Origin of the sequence: Pseudomonas sp. R11F (assembly GCF_050312575.1) — a bacterium.
In the GTDB taxonomy this organism is placed as follows: Bacteria; Pseudomonadota; Gammaproteobacteria; order Pseudomonadales; family Pseudomonadaceae; genus Aquipseudomonas; species Aquipseudomonas palleroniana.
The window spans coordinates 1-15,698 of sequence record NZ_JBNPJU010000037.1 but is presented as its reverse complement, the minus strand read 5'-3'; the positions used below and the strand labels follow the sequence as shown (position 1 = coordinate 15,698).

Genomic DNA, 15,698 nt, shown 5'->3' with positions numbered 1-15,698 from the left:
AGGGGGCTTGCTCCCGATAGCGGTGCATCAGGCCCCTATGCATCAACTGACACACGGCTATCGGGAGCAAGCCGCCTCCCACCGTTGAACCGGTTTCTTCAGTTATCAAGGTATTTACGGGACTACCGATGCTTTTTAACCAAGCCTCACGCCTGGCCAAGATCACCAGCCCCCTCGGGCCGGATGTGCTGCTGCTCAATGAAATGGGCGGCGGCGAAGAGCTGGGCAGGCTGTTCAACTACGAGCTGCAACTGACGTCGCTGGACGCCAACATCGACCTTAACCAGTTGCTCGGCAAGCCGATGAGCGTGGGCCTGCAACTGGCCGATGGTGGCGAACGACACTTCCACGGCATCGTTGCCCGTTGCAGCCAGAACATCGACCAGGGCCAGTTCGCCAGTTACCAGGTGACGCTGCGCCCGTGGCTGTGGCTGCTCAGCCGTACGTCGGACTGCCGGATTTTCCAGAACCTGAGCATCCCGCAGATCATCAAGCAGGTGTTTCGCGACCTGGGTTTTTCCGATTTCGAGGACGCCCTGAGCCGGCCGTACCGTGAGTGGGAATACTGCGTGCAGTACCGCGAGACCAGCTTCGATTTCGTCAGCCGCTTGATGGAACAGGAAGGTATCTACTACTTCTTCCGCCACGAGCAGGACCGCCATGTGCTGGTCTTGGCCGACGCCTATGGCGCCCACACCACGGTGCCCGGCTACGCCTCGGTGCCGTATTACCCCAAGGACGAACAACAGCGCGAACGCGACCATATGCACAACTGGCATCTGGCGCAGGAAGTGCAGCCGGGCTCGCTGGAACTCAACGACTACGACTTCCAGCGCCCCAGCGCCCGTATCGACGTGCGCTCGGCGATGCCACGTCCGCACACCGCCGGCGACTACCCCCTGTACGACTACCCCGGCACCTACGTGCAAAGCGAAGACGGCGAACACTATGCACGCACCCGCATCGAAGCCCTGCAAACCCTGCACGAGCAGATCGAGTTTGCCGGCAATGCGCGGGGCCTGGGTTCGGGCCACCTGTTCAGCCTCACCGGCTTCAGCCGCCAGGACCAGAACCGCGAATACCTGATCGTGGGTTGCCGCTATTACATCAATCAGGAAAGTCTGGAAAGCGGCGGCGGTTCAGGCTCGGCGCAGTTCGAAAGCAGCCTGACCTGCATCGACGCCCAGCAAAGTTTCCGCCCAATGGCCAACACCCATCGGCCCATCGTCAAAGGCCCGCAGACCGCATTGGTGGTCGGCCCCAAAGGCGAGGAGATCTGGACCGACCAGTACGGCCGCGTGAAGGTGCACTTCTACTGGGACCGTCATGACCAATCCAACGAAAACAGCTCGTGCTGGATTCGTGTGTCACAGTCCTGGGCCGGCAAGAACTGGGGCTCGATGCAGATTCCACGGATCGGCCAAGAGGTGATTGTGAGCTTTCTGGAGGGTGACCCCGACCGACCGATCATCACCGGAAGGGTCTACAACGCCGAGCAGACGGTGCCCTACGACCTACCGGAAAATGCCACTCAGAGCGGCATGAAGAGTCGTTCGAGCAAGGGCGGCACGCCGGCCAACTTCAATGAAATCCGCATGGAGGACAAGAAGGGGCTGGAGCAGTTGTATATCCATGCCGAGCGCAATCAAGACATCGTGGTGGAGGTGGATGAGAGCCATTCGGTGGGGCATGACCGCAATAAAAGCATCGGCCACAACGAGACGGTGACCATCGGCAATAACCGCCTGCGCATCGTCAAGCAAGAGGACATCCTCTCGGTCGGCCAGCGCAAGACCGACAGCATCAGCCAGAGCTACGTCATCGAAGTGGGCGAAAACCTGCGCCTGGTCTGCGGTGAAAGCATCCTGGAATTGAACGCCAGCGGGCAGATCAACCTGACCGGCGTGCAAATCAGCTTCTACGCCAGTGGCGACGCAGAGTTCAACACCGGCGGCGTGCTGCACCTGAACAACGGCGGTGGCGCCGGGGCGACGCCTGATGGTCAGGGCGTAAAAGCCAGCATCGACGCCAATATCAAAGCCGCGTTCCCCACGCCTAAAAGCTCCTGACGAGACCTGTTTGCCATGACGTACCGTATCAACGAATTCCAGTTTCAACTGCCTGCCAGTGAGTTGCAGGACGCGACGATCAATATCCTCAAGTTCCCTGAATTGGGGACCTCCCTGATCGTCAGCCGTAGCCTGCTGGCCGAGGGTGAAACCTTGCACAGCAATTTCAATGACCAACTCCAGCGCCTGGAAAAACAGGTACAGGACTTGCGCTATCAACCTGGTGTCGACGTGCGTTTGGGTGCCGCCCAAGAGGTGGAAGGCATCGAGCTGCGCAGCCAGTTCAACAAGGGCAATGACAAGGTGTTCCAGTACCAACTGGCGCTGGTGCTGCCGGGTACGCGCAAGATGCTCGCCTTGAGTTACGTGAAGGCCGACAAGCTAGGGGATGCCGAAGCGGCGCATTGGGCATTGATCAAAAACTCGCTGTCGTTCGACGCTATTTCCTGATGAGCAACTTGAATGTCTGACGCGTTATGGGCGGCCCGGATGGGCGATGCGCTGTCCCACACTTCGATGATGGCGGACATCCTTGGCGGTGTGCTGGAAGTGGCGGCCAATATCGCGATCACCGCTGTGGCGACCGCTGCCGTGGTGGCCGCCACCGGTATTACCGTGGTCACCGGCGGGCTCGGCTGCTTCCTGCTGGGTGCGGTAGTAGGCACGATTGTCGGCCTTGCCATGAGCAAGAGTGGGGCCGATAAGGGCCTGACGAAGTTATGCGATGCCTTTAGCAACGCATTGTTTCCGCCCACGGTACAGGCAAACATTCTCACCGGGTCCACCAACACCCTCACCAACAATATCCCCGCTGCCCGCGCCGCCGGGGCGATCAGCTCCCATGTCGCGCCGGCTGGCACCGAGCTGGAAGAAACCAAGCCTGAACCCGACCCCAGTTACCTGGATATGGCCGAGAGTTTCTTCTCGCAGATGTGGCGCCCTACGGTCGCGACGCCCGCGCCGGGCGCCGTGCCCAAGCCGTTGGACATGGTCGTGTGCATGAAGCATCCGCCGATGCCGCCACAGTTTCTGGCCGAGGGCTCGGAAAAGGTCACGGTCAACGGTCAACCGGCGGTGCGCAGTGGTGACCGTAGTACCTGCGATGCGACAGTGGTGTCATCGGGGCTGATTTCCTCCAATGTCACCATTGGCGGCGGCTCGGTAGTGGTGCGTGAAATTCGCAGCGGCAAGACCCCGGGCGTCGGGCTGGCGGTGACGGCGCTGCTGATGCTCAAGGGCGGCAAGGGCAAGTTCTTCAGCAAGTTGCCGTGCATGTTGATTGGTGGGGCGACCTCGATGGCCGTCAGCAGTGCGATGGGCGCGCTGGCCAACGCGGCGCTGGGCTCGTCGAACCCGGTGCATGCGGCGACAGGCGCGAAGGTGCTGGGCGACGTCGAGGAGCTGGACTTCGTACTGCCCGGCATTCTGCCAATCGACTGGCAGCGCTTCTACAACAGCCGCGATGAACGCCCTGGCACACTGTTCGGGAAAGGCTGGAGCGTGACTTATGAAGTGTGCGTCGAGATCCGGCCCCATCCGGAGGGCGGTGAGACGCTGATTTATACCGATGAGCAAGGTCGGTCCATCGACATGGGCTCCATTCCTTTAGGCGGTGCAGTGTTCAGTGCCGGTGAAGGGCTCGCGGTGCGACGCCACCTCAACGGGCAGTTGTTGATCGAAAGCGATGATGGGCTGTATCGCTTATTTGAACCCTCTGCCAACCCATCATTACTGCGTCTTAGCCAACTCGGCGACCGCAATGACAACCGCATCCATGTCGACTACGACGAAGCCGGCCATCTGGTAAGGCTGCGCGATACGTTCGATCTGGTGCAGGTTGAGTTGATCCGCGATCAAGGCTTCCTGGTACGGATCGAACGCCTATACCCCGATCAGCGCCGCGAAACGCTCGTCAGCTATAACTTCGACGCGCAGGGAAACCTCGCCGAAGTGCGTGGTGCCACCGGCCAGGTTCAGCGGCGTTTCGCTTACGACAGTGGCCGCCGAATGGTGGAACATCAACTGCCCACCGGATTGCGCTGCTTCTATGAGTGGGCTTTGGTTGAAGATCTGGAATGGCGTGTGGTGCGACATTGGACCGATGAGGGCGACGCTTACCAGTTCGACTATGACTTGCAGGCCGGTATCACCCGCATCACCGATGGCTTACAACGCGTCAGTACCCGGCACTGGAACAGTCAACACCAGATCATTCTGTACAGCGACAACCTCAACCACACCTGGCTGTTCGAGTGGAATGATGAACGCCAGTTGCTCAGCGCCACTGACCCTCAGGGTGGGCGCTTCGAATACAGCTACGATGAGGCCGGCAACCTGATCGGCGAAACCGACCCATTGGGCCGCAGCGACTCGACCCTGTGGCTGGAACACTGGGCGTTGCCGCTGGTGGAGACCGATGCCGCCGACAACAGTTGGCAGTACCGCTACGATCCGCGCGGTAACTGTATCGCCGAGACCGACCCACTGGGCAACATCACTCGCTACCGATACGACGCCCACGGACAGGTCGTGGAAATCATCGACGCCACCGGCAAAAGCAAAAAGCTGCGCTGGAACCCGTTCGGACAACTGGTCGAGCATATTGATTGTTCGGGTTATCCGACGCGGTTCAGCTACGACGAGCGCGGTTATCTGCAGGTCATTATCGATGCGCTCGGTGAGCGCACTCAATTCAGCTACGACGCCCAGGGGCGGTTGCTCACCACTCAATTGCCGGACGGCCGTACCGAGCAGTACCAACGCGATGCAAGTGGGCAACTGGTCGGTTACACCGACCCGGCCGGTTACACCACGCTGTATCAGCACAACCGTCGCGGGCAAGTACGCCAGCGCACCGACGCCCATGGCCGGCAGGTGCAGTTCGACTATGACAGTTATGGGCGGCTGCAAGCGTTGATCAACGAGAACGGCGAGCGTTATCGCTTCGCGTGGGATGCCGGCGACCGTTTGGTCGAGCAGCAAGACCTCGATGGCAGCGCCAAGCGCTACGACTACGATGCGTTGGATAACATCACGACGGTGACAGCTGTACCCGCGCCTTACGGCAATGGCCTGGCGTTGGTACCCGACACGCCACCCGATCCTATCGTGCATCAACTGGAACGCGATGCGGTCGGTCGACTGGTGGCCAAAACCACCGACGATGGTCGCACCGATTACAGCTACGACGCGGTGGATCAGCTCACCGCTGTAATCTTCACCGACCTGCAAGGCAATGCCCAGGCGCTGGGCTTCGCCTACGACGCCCTTGGCCAGTTGACTGCTGAACACAGCGCTGCAGGTGCCCTGCAACACCACTACGACGAACTGGGCAACCTGATCCAGACTCAGTTGCCGGATGGCCGCTGGCTCAACCGCCTGTACTACGGCAGCGGCCACCTGCACCAGATCAACCTCGACGGCCAGGTCATCAGCGACTTCGAACGCGACCGCCTGCACCGCGAAGTGCTGCGTACCCAAGGCCAGCTCAGTACCCGCAGCGAATACGACCGCAGCGGCCGCCTGCGTTCACGCCAACGCCGTCTCGCCAGCCAACCCTCATTGATGCCGGCAGCGGCGCAAAAGCAGTTCGAGTACGACCCCGCCGACAACCTGATCGGCAAACTCGACCAACAACCCGCCGCGCAACATCGCCAACTGCTGCACTACGACGCCACCGGCCGCATCATCGCCAGCCAGGACAGCCTGCACGGCCAACGTGAAACCTTCGCTTACGACGCCGCCGCCAACCTGCTGGACGGCCCGCAGGCGGGTGCCGGGTTGGTGGTGCATAACAAGCTGCTGACTTATCAGGACAAGCGTTATCGCTACGACGCCTTTGGCCGCACGATTGAAAAACGCAGTGCCAAACGAGGTGTGCAGCGATTTGCGTATGACGCTGAAAGTCGGTTGGTTGAAGTGCGTAACGACGACGGCAGCGTAGTGCGAATGACCTACGATCCACTGGGCCGACGCATCGGAAAAACTGAGCATGGCAGTGATGGATATCCACTGGGCGAGTCTCGGTTCACATGGAACGGCCTGCGATTGTTGCAGGAGCATAAACACAGCCAGACCAGCGTCTATGTTTACGAAGATGATGGCTATGAACCTATTGCCCGCGTCGACGGTGTGGGTCCGTTGCAGAAGATTCGCTATTACCACAACGACCTGAACGGATTGCCCGAGCAACTGACCGAGGCCGACGGGCATAACGTCTGGCGCGCTACGTATCAGGTGTGGGGCAATACCGTTGAGGAAGTGCGTGAGCCGTATTACATCGAAGAGCAGAACCTGCGGTTTCAGGGGCAGTATCTGGATCGGGAGACGGGGCTGCATTACAACACTCTACGTTTCTACGATCCCGAGATAGGGAGATTCACGACGCCAGACCCGATTAGCTTACTGGGCGGCATCAACCTATACCAATACGCGCCAAATCCAATTACTTGGGTTGATCCATGGGGACTGTTTAATTGGAACTACAAAAATATGCCTGGAATCGATGGATTCCAGAAACACCATATTATTCCTCAATCGCTGGCTGATCATCCTGCTCTGAAAAAAGCCGGATTCGACATACACAAAACTTCCAACATCATTTACTTGCCTAGTGAAGCGGGCAAGCACGAATATCGAACTATTCACAAAGGCTCGCATCCGGGTTACAACAAAGCTGTTCGCGCACAACTCAATGAAATATCCATTGCTGGCAAGGCCGGAAAATGGAAAAAAGCTCAGTACGCGCAAGCGGTGCGGGAGGTTGTCAGCTCTCAAAGGTCAGGATTACGCAATGGGCGTACCCGACTGAATAAAAATTCAACTCAAGCAGGTCGCTGCGGGAAATAATATGTACCTATTAGAAATCAGTGAAAACTACTCGGAAATTTACTGGTTCAAATATGACCAGAAAACCTCTCCTGACCACCTATTATTTATTAGTGGAGAAGAACAATCATTAATCCCCACTACCCCGACCTTTAGAAACAATAAAAAAATCAGCAAACCTCGTTTATTGTCTTTCGACCTCCTTCAAAGTGACACGCTTGAATTCGTAAGCGAGGCAATGGCCAACGTATTGCGTGAATTCCCCAAAGACGTCCAGCTTTTTCCTGCTAATGTTTACCTGAAAGAAGAAAAGCTGGACGCTTACTATGTATTCAATGTGATCCAGACACTACCTTGTATTGATTTGGATAACTCTCAGCATGGTCCCATGTTCAGCTTTATGCCTGATGGCCCGCTGAAATTCACCACCCTTCAAAGTCTGCCACCTGCTACCTTAGGCAATCACCATATCGTAAGGGCCAAGGAAAGTTCACAACGCATTTTTGTTTCCCAGCACTTCAAGCAACAGTGCGAAGCGGCCCAGCTTAAGGGGCTTCGATTCATAGACTGCTCCAAAGGTATTCAAGTCTGAGCAGAACAGAAGACTTAGTCACACCTCAAAAAAGGCATAAAAGCAAAGCCTGCACTGAAGGGGACTATTTATTCAATTAACTTAAATAAATCCGCCCCCTATTTATTGATTCGAAAAATAGACTTTCATTGATGAAACAACACAACCGCGCTTGATAACAATTTGAAAACTAAATTTTGACATCTCCAACAATAACGATGAGATTTCAGCAAACTCGTGAAATTTCTTACGACGAACGTCACTCTCTACCGATTGAAGAAAACTTCGGACGTTTATGGATTACTTCTACGGATGAGGCTGATCTGAAGCCGAGTCAGTCGTCAGTCACACAAAAAATGGGCACCCGACCCAGTCGACGTGCCCATTTTCTTACCAACCCGCCTCCCTTCAGACGGCCTCGCGATTACGGGTTGACGCTGTCTTTGAGCGACTTACCCGGCTTGAACGCAACGGTGTTGCTCGCCTTGATTTTCACCGGCTCGCCGGTCTGTGGATTTTTGCCAGTGCGGGCGCCGCGGTGGCGTTGCAGGAAGGTGCCGAAACCAACCAGGGTGACGCTGTCCTTGCGGTGCAGGGCGCCGGTGATTTCTTCGAGAACGGCGTTGAGGACGCGGTTGGCCTGTTCTTTGGTGAGATCCGCTTTTTCAGCGATGGCGGCTGCGAGTTCTGGTTTACGCATATGTGAAGCCTCTTTGACGGTTTTTTGTTGTTATGTCCGTGCTGCTCTCTTACGGAGCAGCGCCCAAGGCGCCGCAGGCTCTACTCTGCGGCAGACGGGAGTGAGGATGGCATGCCCTCGCACGCTCCGCCAGCCTCGCGACGACCTTTCTGAGGGTAGGAACGTGCTGATTCCGACAGAACGACCGCTATTTACGCCAACAACGGCGGAAGCTCTTTATTGAGGGCCAGTTTTTCCATGACGGCGCTGCCGGTCAGCGCGTAACCCAGCAGGCGGCCGTCGGCGTCGCGGCACAATGCCTTGATGTCGGCACCCTGGCCTTCAACGTTCCACACGCCTTCCGTGCCCCTTGGCGGAGGTGACACCACCAACGGACAGATCGGGGTTTTCACGGTGATCGGCATCGGCCCGTAGCTGACAGCGGTGGCGTTACCGGCCAGGGTCTGGGCCAGGGCGCGGGCGCAGCTCATCAACGGCATCACGTACAGCAGGTTCAGCCCATCGACCTCGGCGCAGTCGCCCAGGGCATAGATGTTGGCGTGAGAGGTCTTGAGATAGCGATCGACCATGATCCCGCGGTTGGTCTGCAAGCCGGCGGCGGCGGCCAGGTCGACACGCGGGCGCAGGCCGACGGCCGAAACCACCAGGTCGCAGTGAATCACTTCCCCGTCCGACAGATGAGCCTGCAGGCCATCTGCCGTGCGCTGCAAGCGGTTGAGCACCGGGCCCAGGTGGAAGCGTGCGCCGAGACCTTCCAGCCCAGCCTGCACCGCTGCGGCCGCCGCCGGGTGCAACAGGGTCGGCATGACTTGTTCACACGGCGCCACCAGGTCGATTTCATAGCCGCCGAGGATCAGGTCATTGGCGAATTCGCAGCCGATCAGACCGGCGCCCAACAGCAACACACGGCGCTTGCCGGCGGCTGCGGCGCGAAAGCGTGCGTAGTCTTCAAGGTCGTTGATCGGGAAAATCAGCTCAGCCGCATCGCCTTCTACCGGCACCCGCACCGTCTCTGCGCCCCAGGCCAGGATCAAGTCGCGATACGCTACCGCTTCCTCGCCGATCCACAGCCGCCGGTGGCCCGGATCGATGCCGCTGACGCGGGTGTGGGTACGCACCTCGGCCTTGAGTTGCTCGGCCATGGCGCCGGGTTCAGCCATGCTCAGGCCATCGGCTTCCTTGTTCTTGCCAAAGCCGGTGGAGAGCATGGGCTTGGAGTAGGAGCGCCCGTCATCCGCAGTGATCAGCAGCAATGGGGTCTCGCTGTCGAGCTTGCGAAACTCCCGGGCCACGTTGTAACCGGCCAATCCTGTGCCGATGATCACGACAGGTGCGTTCATTCCCTTCTCCTTGCAGTAGGTTTCTTGAAACTGAGAATTAACCGATCTCGATCATTTCGAAATCCATTTTGCCTACGCCACAGTCTGGGCACAGCCAGTCTTCCGGGACATCTTCCCAACGGGTACCCGGCACAATTCCGTCATCCGGCCAGCCGTCTTTTTCATCATAAATCAGGCCGCAAACTATACATTGCCACTTCTTCATCACTTGCTTCCTCAGGGTCCAGGCATCTTGGCCGACGGTCGATAGACCCACGTTGCCGTGCGGCTCAGGGCGTTTTGTACTGATCGGGGCCGGCAGATGCAAGCATGATCGACGCATGGGGCCGGTTCACCCCGGCAAAAGTGCAGGACGCCATGGTAAGCTCGCCGCCTCTTTTGCTGCCAATACTGACCCACCGTGCCGCACTCAATCGCCCCTTCCGATGCTTGCCAATGGCTGCCCCAGAGCCTTCTGAGCCCAGTGCCCGCGCCCCTGACCCTCAACTGGCTGTTCAATGAAGATTCGCTGACGCGGCGGCTGACGCGGCTGTCCAACGACGGTTTCAGCGTGACGCCGTTGTTCGAGGGCTGGCAGCCATTGCGTGTTGATGAATGCGTGGCGCTGGGCTTGCCGGCCGCTACTGTCGGCTGGGTGCGCGAGGTGTATCTGCGCGGTCATGGTCAGCCGTGGGTGTTCGCCCGTAGCGTGGCGGCGCGCAGTGCCCTGCAAGGTGACGGCCTGCATATGGATGAGCTGGGCAGCCGCTCGCTGGGGGAATTACTGTTCTGCGACCACGCTTTCGTCCGTCAGGCCATTGAGGTGTGCCACTACCCCAGGCAGTGGCTGCCGACTGCGGATCAGGCCGATGGCCTTTGGGGCCGCCGCTCGCGCTTCGATCGCGGACCTTTGAGCGTGCTGGTCGCGGAAGTCTTCCTGCCCAGCTTCTGGCATGCGCTGCATGACCATCCGGAGAACTGCTGATGTACCAACGTCTGCTCAAATCCTTGAACCACCTGAACCCCAGGGCCTGGGATTTCATTCAGTTGACCCGCATGGACAAGCCCATCGGCATTTACCTGCTGCTGTGGCCGACGCTGTGGGCATTGTGGATCGCCGGCAAGGGCTCGCCGTCCCTGGCCAACATCGTGATTTTTGTGCTTGGCGTGACCCTGACTCGCGCTGCCGGTTGCGTCATCAATGACTGGGCGGACCGCAAGGTCGACGGCCATGTGAAGCGCACCGCGCAACGTCCGTTGGCCAGCGGCAAGATCCGTTCAAAAGAGGCCCTGGTGTTCTTTGCGGTCCTGATGCTGATCAGCTTCCTGCTGGTGCTGCTGACCAACGCTACAACCATCTGGTTGTCGCTGGGCGGCCTGGCACTGGCGGTCAGCTATCCGTTCATGAAGCGCTACACCTATTACCCGCAAGTGGTGCTGGGCGCGGCGTTTTCCTGGGGTATGCCGATGGCGTTCACCGCCGAGACCGGCCACCTGCCCGCCACTGCATGGCTGCTGTACATCGCCAACCTGCTGTGGACGGTGGGTTACGACACTTATTACGCCATGACCGACCGCGACGATGACTTGAAGATTGGCGTGAAGTCCACGGCCATCCTGTTTGGCGATGCCGACCGCGTGATCATCCTCACATTGCAGGGCCTGTCGCTGGCTTGCCTGTTGCTGGCAGGCGCCAGGTTCGAGTTGGGGGGCTGGTTCCATCTGGGCTTGCTGGCGGCGGCGGGCTGTTTTGCGTGGGAGTTCTGGTACACCCGGGACAGGGACCGGATGAAGTGCTTCAAGGCGTTCCTGCACAACCACTGGGCCGGGTTGGCGATATTTGTCGGGATTGTGGCCGACTATGCGTTTCGATGAGGGGCCAGGCCCCTCATCTTTAGTGGGTAGGCTTAAGGCTTGGCAACCTTCCAGGCCCCGTCCATTTTACCTTCTCCGGTCATGTCTCCGGCCTTCTTGTCCATCACAAAGGTGTAGAGAGGTTTGCCGGCATAGGCCCATTGGCTCTTTTGATCATCGCGGGTGATCACAGTCCACTTGCCCGTAGGCTTGTCGGTGGACTCAGCCATCAATGGCGGCCAGTTGGCGGCGCATTTGTCATTGCACATGGATTTACCATCTGCATCCTTGGCAAAGGTGTACAGCGTCATCCCCTTGTGATCCACCAATACCCCATCCTTGGTCATCGCCGGGTCCATTGCAAATGCCAGCGTCGGCAACGTCAACGCCGCCGTGACCAGCAGGGCCTTCCAGGAAAACGTATTTTGAGTCATCGGAACCTTCCTTTTGTGGTTGTCAGGATTCGGTCCCAAAGCGTAGCCCAGAGCGACGCAAATTGCCCAAGCGACTAAATTACTGTCACACGACTGCAATAATTCCGTTATCTAATGCGGCGCAAGACAGTTAAATGACAAGAGGATTTAGGCATGGTTGGCAGGAGCATTCTGATCGTCGACGACGAAGCGCCCATCCGCGAGATGATCGCCGTTGCGTTGGAAATGGCCGGCTATGACTGTCTGGAGGCGGAAAATTCCCAGCAGGCCCATGCCATTATCGTCGACCGCAAGCCGGACCTGATCCTGCTGGACTGGATGCTGCCCGGCACTTCCGGCATCGAGCTGGCCCGCCGTCTCAAGCGGGATGAACTGACCGGGGATATCCCGATCATCATGCTCACCGCCAAGGGCGAAGAAGACAACAAGATCCAGGGCCTGGAAGTGGGCGCTGATGACTACATCACCAAACCCTTTTCCCCACGGGAACTGGTCGCGCGCCTGAAGGCCGTACTGCGCCGCGCCGGCCCGACCGATGGCGAAGCGCCGATTGAAGTCGGCGGCCTGCTGCTGGACCCGATTAGTCACCGCGTGACCATTGACGGCAAGCCTGCCGAAATGGGCCCGACCGAGTACCGCCTGCTGCAGTTTTTCATGACCCACCAGGAACGCGCCTACACCCGTGGGCAATTGCTGGACCAGGTATGGGGCGGCAATGTGTATGTGGAAGAACGTACCGTGGACGTGCATATCCGCCGCCTGCGCAAAGCCTTGGGCGATGCCTACGAGAATCTGGTACAAACCGTGCGCGGCACTGGCTACCGGTTTTCCACCAAAGGTTGAGCCGCGCCAAATTTCCTGAACAGCTGACAAGGACGCATGTTTAAGTGAACCAAAACTGGCATGGCACCCTGATCCGCCACATGCTTTTGCTGATCACCGGCTGCCTGCTGGTAGGCCTGATCAGCGGCTATTACGGCTGGAGCCTGGCCGTCGGCCTGGCCTTGTACCTGGGCTGGACCCTCAAACAACTGCTACGCCTGCATGAATGGCTGCGCCAACACAAACCCGATGAAGCACCACCCGACGGCTATGGCCTGTGGGGCGAGGTGTTCGACAGCATCTACCACCTGCAACGCCGCGACCAACGGGTGCGTGGGCGCCTGCAAGCGGTGATCGACCGGGTGCAGGAATCCACCGCCGCGCTCAAGGACGCGGTGATCATGCTCGACAGCGATGGCAACCTGGAGTGGTGGAACCGCGCCGCCGAGACCCTGCTGGGCCTCAAGACGCCTCAGGACAGCGGCCAGCCGGTGACCAACCTGGTGCGTCATCCACGCTTCAAGGAGTACTTTGAGCAGGACAATTACGAAGAAGCCCTGGAAATCCCCTCGCCCACCAATGATCGCGTACGCATCCAGCTGTACTTGACCCGCTACGGCAACAACGAACACCTGATGCTGGTGCGCGACGTGACACGCATCCACCAGCTGGAACAGATGCGCAAAGACTTCGTCGCTAACGTTTCCCATGAGCTGCGCACGCCGTTGACGGTGATCTGCGGTTATCTGGAGACGTTGCTGGACAATGTCGACGAGATCAACCCACGCTGGAACCGTGCCCTGCAGCAGATGCAGCAGCAAGGTTCACGCATGCAGACCCTGCTCAACGACCTGCTGTTGCTGGCCAAGCTTGAGGCGACCGATTATCCGTCGGACAACCACCCGGTCACCGTGCAAAGCCTGCTGAAGACCATCAAGAATGATGCCCAGGCCCTGTCCGGCGAGCGCGGCCAGCAAATCACCCTGGAAGCCGACCCGCTGGTGCTGCTCAAAGGCAGCGAAGGCGAATTGCGCAGTGCGTTCTCCAACCTGGTGTTCAATGCCGTCAAGTACACCCAGGACGGAGGCAATATCCGTATTCGCTGGTGGGCCGACGAACACGGCGCACATTTGAGCGTGCAGGACTCCGGCATCGGCATCGACGCCAAGCACCTGCCGCGCCTGACCGAACGCTTCTACCGTGTCGACTCCAGCCGCAACTCCAACACGGGCGGCACCGGGCTGGGCCTGGCGATTGTCAAACATGTGCTGCTGCGCCACCGCGCACGACTGGAAATCAGCAGTGTGCTGGGGCATGGCAGCACCTTCACCTGCCACTTCCCGCCAGCGCAGGTGACCCACTCGCGGCTCGTCGGAAATGACGAATAACTCAAACCCGACACCAATCTCAATGTGAGAGGGGGCTTGCTCCCGATAGCGGTGTATCAGCCTCAGATGTACCGACTGACTCACGGCTATCGGGAGCAAGCCCCCTCCCACAGTTGCAATTGTGCTGTTTCGAAGGCGCCATTCCAGGCTCCACCCGGCAGTGGGCACTAGGCAAGCGCCCCGCCAGCCGCTACATTGGCCGACTTGCACGCGCCTTTGCGGCCCACCTGCCACCCCTTATTGAACACACGGAACCTGCAAAACCCCATCATGGACCCTTCCCCTGGTATCACCCTCGCTACACTCTTCGCCGACTTCGGCATGATTCTTTTCGCACTGATCCTGGTACTGCTCAACGGCTTCTTCGTTGCGGCGGAGTTTGCCATGGTCAAACTGCGCGCCACCCGGGTCGAGGCCATCGCCCACCAGAACGGCTGGCGCGGGCAGATCCTGCGCACCGTGCACAGCCAGCTCGACGCTTACCTGTCGGCCTGCCAGCTGGGTATCACCCTCGCCTCCCTGGGCCTGGGCTGGGTGGGTGAGCCCGCCTTTGCACATATCCTAGAGCCGTTGCTGGAAGCCGTAGGCGTGCAATCGCCAGAGGTGATCAAGGGCGTATCGTTCTTTGCCGCCTTCTTCGTGATTTCCTACCTGCACATCGTGGTCGGCGAACTGGCCCCCAAATCCTGGGCCATCCGTAAACCGGAGCTGCTGTCGCTGTGGACGGCGGTGCCGCTGTACCTGTTCTACTGGGCGATGTACCCGGCGATCTACCTGCTCAACGCCAGCGCCAACGCCATCCTGCGCATTGCAGGCCAAGGTGAGCCCGGCCCGCATCATGAGCACCATTACAGCCGCGAAGAACTCAAGCTGATCCTGCACTCCAGCCGTGGCCAGGACCCGAGCGACCAAGGCATGCGGGTACTGGCCTCCGCCGTGGAAATGGGCGAGCTGGAAGTGGTGGACTGGGCCAACTCCCGGGAAGACATGGTCACCCTGGACTTCAATGCCCCGCTCAAGGAAATCCTCGCTTTGTTCCGCCGCCACAAATTCAGCCGCTACCCGGTGTACGACGCGGTGCGCAACGAATTTGTCGGCCTGCTGCACATCAAGGACCTGCTGCTGGAGTTGGCGGCCCTGGACCACATCCCCGAGTCGTTCAACCTGGCCGAACTGACCCGGCCGCTGGAGCGTGTGTCGCGGCACATGCCGCTGTCGCAGTTGCTGGAGCAGTTCCGCAAAGGCGCCGCACACTTTGCCCTGGTGGAAGAAGCCGACGGCAAAGTCATCGGCTACCTGACCATGGAAGACGTGCTCGAAGTGCTGGTGGGCGATATCCAGGACGAACACCGCAAGGCTGAACGCGGCATTCTCGCCTATCAGCCCGGCAAACTGCTGGTGCGCGGCGATACCCCGCTGTTCAAGGTGGAACGCCTGCTGGGTGTGGACCTGGACCACATCGAAGCCGAAACCCTGGCCGGCCTGATCTACGACACCCTGAAACGGGTGCCCGAAGAGGAAGAAGTGCTGGAGGTGGAAGGCTTGCGGATCATCATCAAGAAGATGAAGGGGCCGAAGATCGTGTTGGCCAAGGTCCTGCTGCTGGATTAACCCCTGCACACCAGAAACCCTGTAGTGAGCGGGCTTGCCCCGCGCTGGGGGGCGAAGCCGCCCCAAACCCAGGCACCTCAATTTTAACTGGGAAAACTCAGCG

The 15,698-nt window shown here is 59.2% G+C and carries 13 protein-coding genes; 9 read left to right on the top strand and 4 right to left on the bottom strand.

Annotated elements, in window-relative coordinates; genetic code table 11:
- Positions 1-128: 128 nt before the first annotated feature.
- From ACQRBV_RS09755 to ACQRBV_RS09740, 4 genes are read left to right on the top strand one after another with little or no spacing between them, the layout of a single operon-like run.
- Positions 129-2,069: a type VI secretion system Vgr family protein gene (locus ACQRBV_RS09755; protein WP_411984912.1), complete on the top strand. Its 1,941-nt coding sequence runs from the start codon at positions 129-131 to the stop codon at positions 2,067-2,069.
- 15 nt (positions 2,070-2,084) lie between these two features.
- Positions 2,085-2,519 (top strand): DcrB-related protein, encoded by a 435-nt coding sequence (locus tag ACQRBV_RS09750; protein ID WP_010207557.1) that lies wholly within the window; start codon positions 2,085-2,087, stop codon positions 2,517-2,519.
- Positions 2,520-2,531: 12 nt separating this feature from the next.
- Positions 2,532-6,917, top strand: coding sequence for an RHS repeat-associated core domain-containing protein (locus ACQRBV_RS09745; protein WP_411984911.1), 4,386 nt, complete (start codon positions 2,532-2,534; stop codon positions 6,915-6,917).
- 1 nt (position 6,918) lies between these two features.
- Entirely contained in the window at positions 6,919-7,488 is a 570-nt protein-coding gene (locus tag ACQRBV_RS09740; protein ID WP_060756657.1) for an imm11 family protein, read from the top strand.
- A gap of 403 nt (positions 7,489-7,891) precedes the next feature.
- Here ACQRBV_RS09740 and ACQRBV_RS09735 read toward each other — a convergent pair whose 3' ends face one another.
- The 3 genes from ACQRBV_RS09735 to ACQRBV_RS09725 all read right to left on the bottom strand — a co-directional run bounded on the left by ACQRBV_RS09735 (position 7,892) and on the right by ACQRBV_RS09725 (position 9,712).
- Positions 7,892-8,167, bottom strand: coding sequence for an HU family DNA-binding protein (locus ACQRBV_RS09735; protein ID WP_003213368.1), 276 nt, complete (start codon positions 8,165-8,167; stop codon positions 7,892-7,894).
- Between the two features lie 191 nt (positions 8,168-8,358).
- Positions 8,359-9,507: an NAD(P)/FAD-dependent oxidoreductase gene (locus ACQRBV_RS09730; RefSeq protein WP_161548587.1), complete on the bottom strand. Its 1,149-nt coding sequence runs from the start codon at positions 9,505-9,507 to the stop codon at positions 8,359-8,361.
- A 37-nt stretch (positions 9,508-9,544) separates the two neighbouring features.
- Complete coding sequence (locus tag ACQRBV_RS09725; RefSeq protein WP_060756655.1) at positions 9,545-9,712, bottom strand: rubredoxin; 168 nt, start codon at positions 9,710-9,712, stop codon at positions 9,545-9,547.
- A gap of 195 nt (positions 9,713-9,907) precedes the next feature.
- On the opposite strand from ACQRBV_RS09725, the gene ACQRBV_RS09720 reads away from it, so the two are divergent.
- A complete protein-coding gene (locus ACQRBV_RS09720) occupies positions 9,908-10,471 on the top strand; it encodes a chorismate--pyruvate lyase family protein (protein ID WP_411984910.1) in 564 nt (187 codons plus the stop codon).
- Positions 10,471-11,361 carry a 4-hydroxybenzoate octaprenyltransferase gene (gene ubiA, locus ACQRBV_RS09715; RefSeq protein ID WP_090367925.1) on the top strand — a complete coding sequence of 297 codons (891 nt, stop codon included), beginning with the start codon at positions 10,471-10,473 and terminating at the stop codon, positions 11,359-11,361. The genes ACQRBV_RS09720 and ubiA overlap by 1 nt, the downstream gene beginning before the upstream one ends.
- 32 nt (positions 11,362-11,393) lie before the next feature.
- Here ubiA and ACQRBV_RS09710 read toward each other — a convergent pair whose 3' ends face one another.
- A complete protein-coding gene (locus ACQRBV_RS09710) occupies positions 11,394-11,774 on the bottom strand; it encodes a COG4315 family predicted lipoprotein (RefSeq protein WP_411984909.1) in 381 nt (126 codons plus the stop codon).
- A 153-nt stretch (positions 11,775-11,927) separates the two neighbouring features.
- On the opposite strand from ACQRBV_RS09710, the gene phoB reads away from it, so the two are divergent.
- The 3 genes from phoB (at position 11,928) to ACQRBV_RS09695 (ending at position 15,595) form a co-directional block, all read left to right on the top strand.
- On the top strand, positions 11,928-12,617 hold the full coding sequence (gene phoB / locus ACQRBV_RS09705) for a phosphate regulon transcriptional regulator PhoB (protein WP_003176964.1): 690 nt from the start codon (positions 11,928-11,930) through the stop codon (positions 12,615-12,617).
- 80 nt (positions 12,618-12,697) lie between these two features.
- Positions 12,698-13,984 (top strand): phosphate regulon sensor histidine kinase PhoR, encoded by a 1,287-nt coding sequence (phoR, locus tag ACQRBV_RS09700; RefSeq protein ID WP_232965739.1) that lies wholly within the window; start codon positions 12,698-12,700, stop codon positions 13,982-13,984.
- Between the two features lie 270 nt (positions 13,985-14,254).
- A complete protein-coding gene (locus ACQRBV_RS09695; RefSeq protein ID WP_060756650.1) occupies positions 14,255-15,595 on the top strand; it encodes a hemolysin family protein in 1,341 nt (446 codons plus the stop codon).
- The last annotated feature ends 103 nt before the right edge of the window (positions 15,596-15,698 follow it).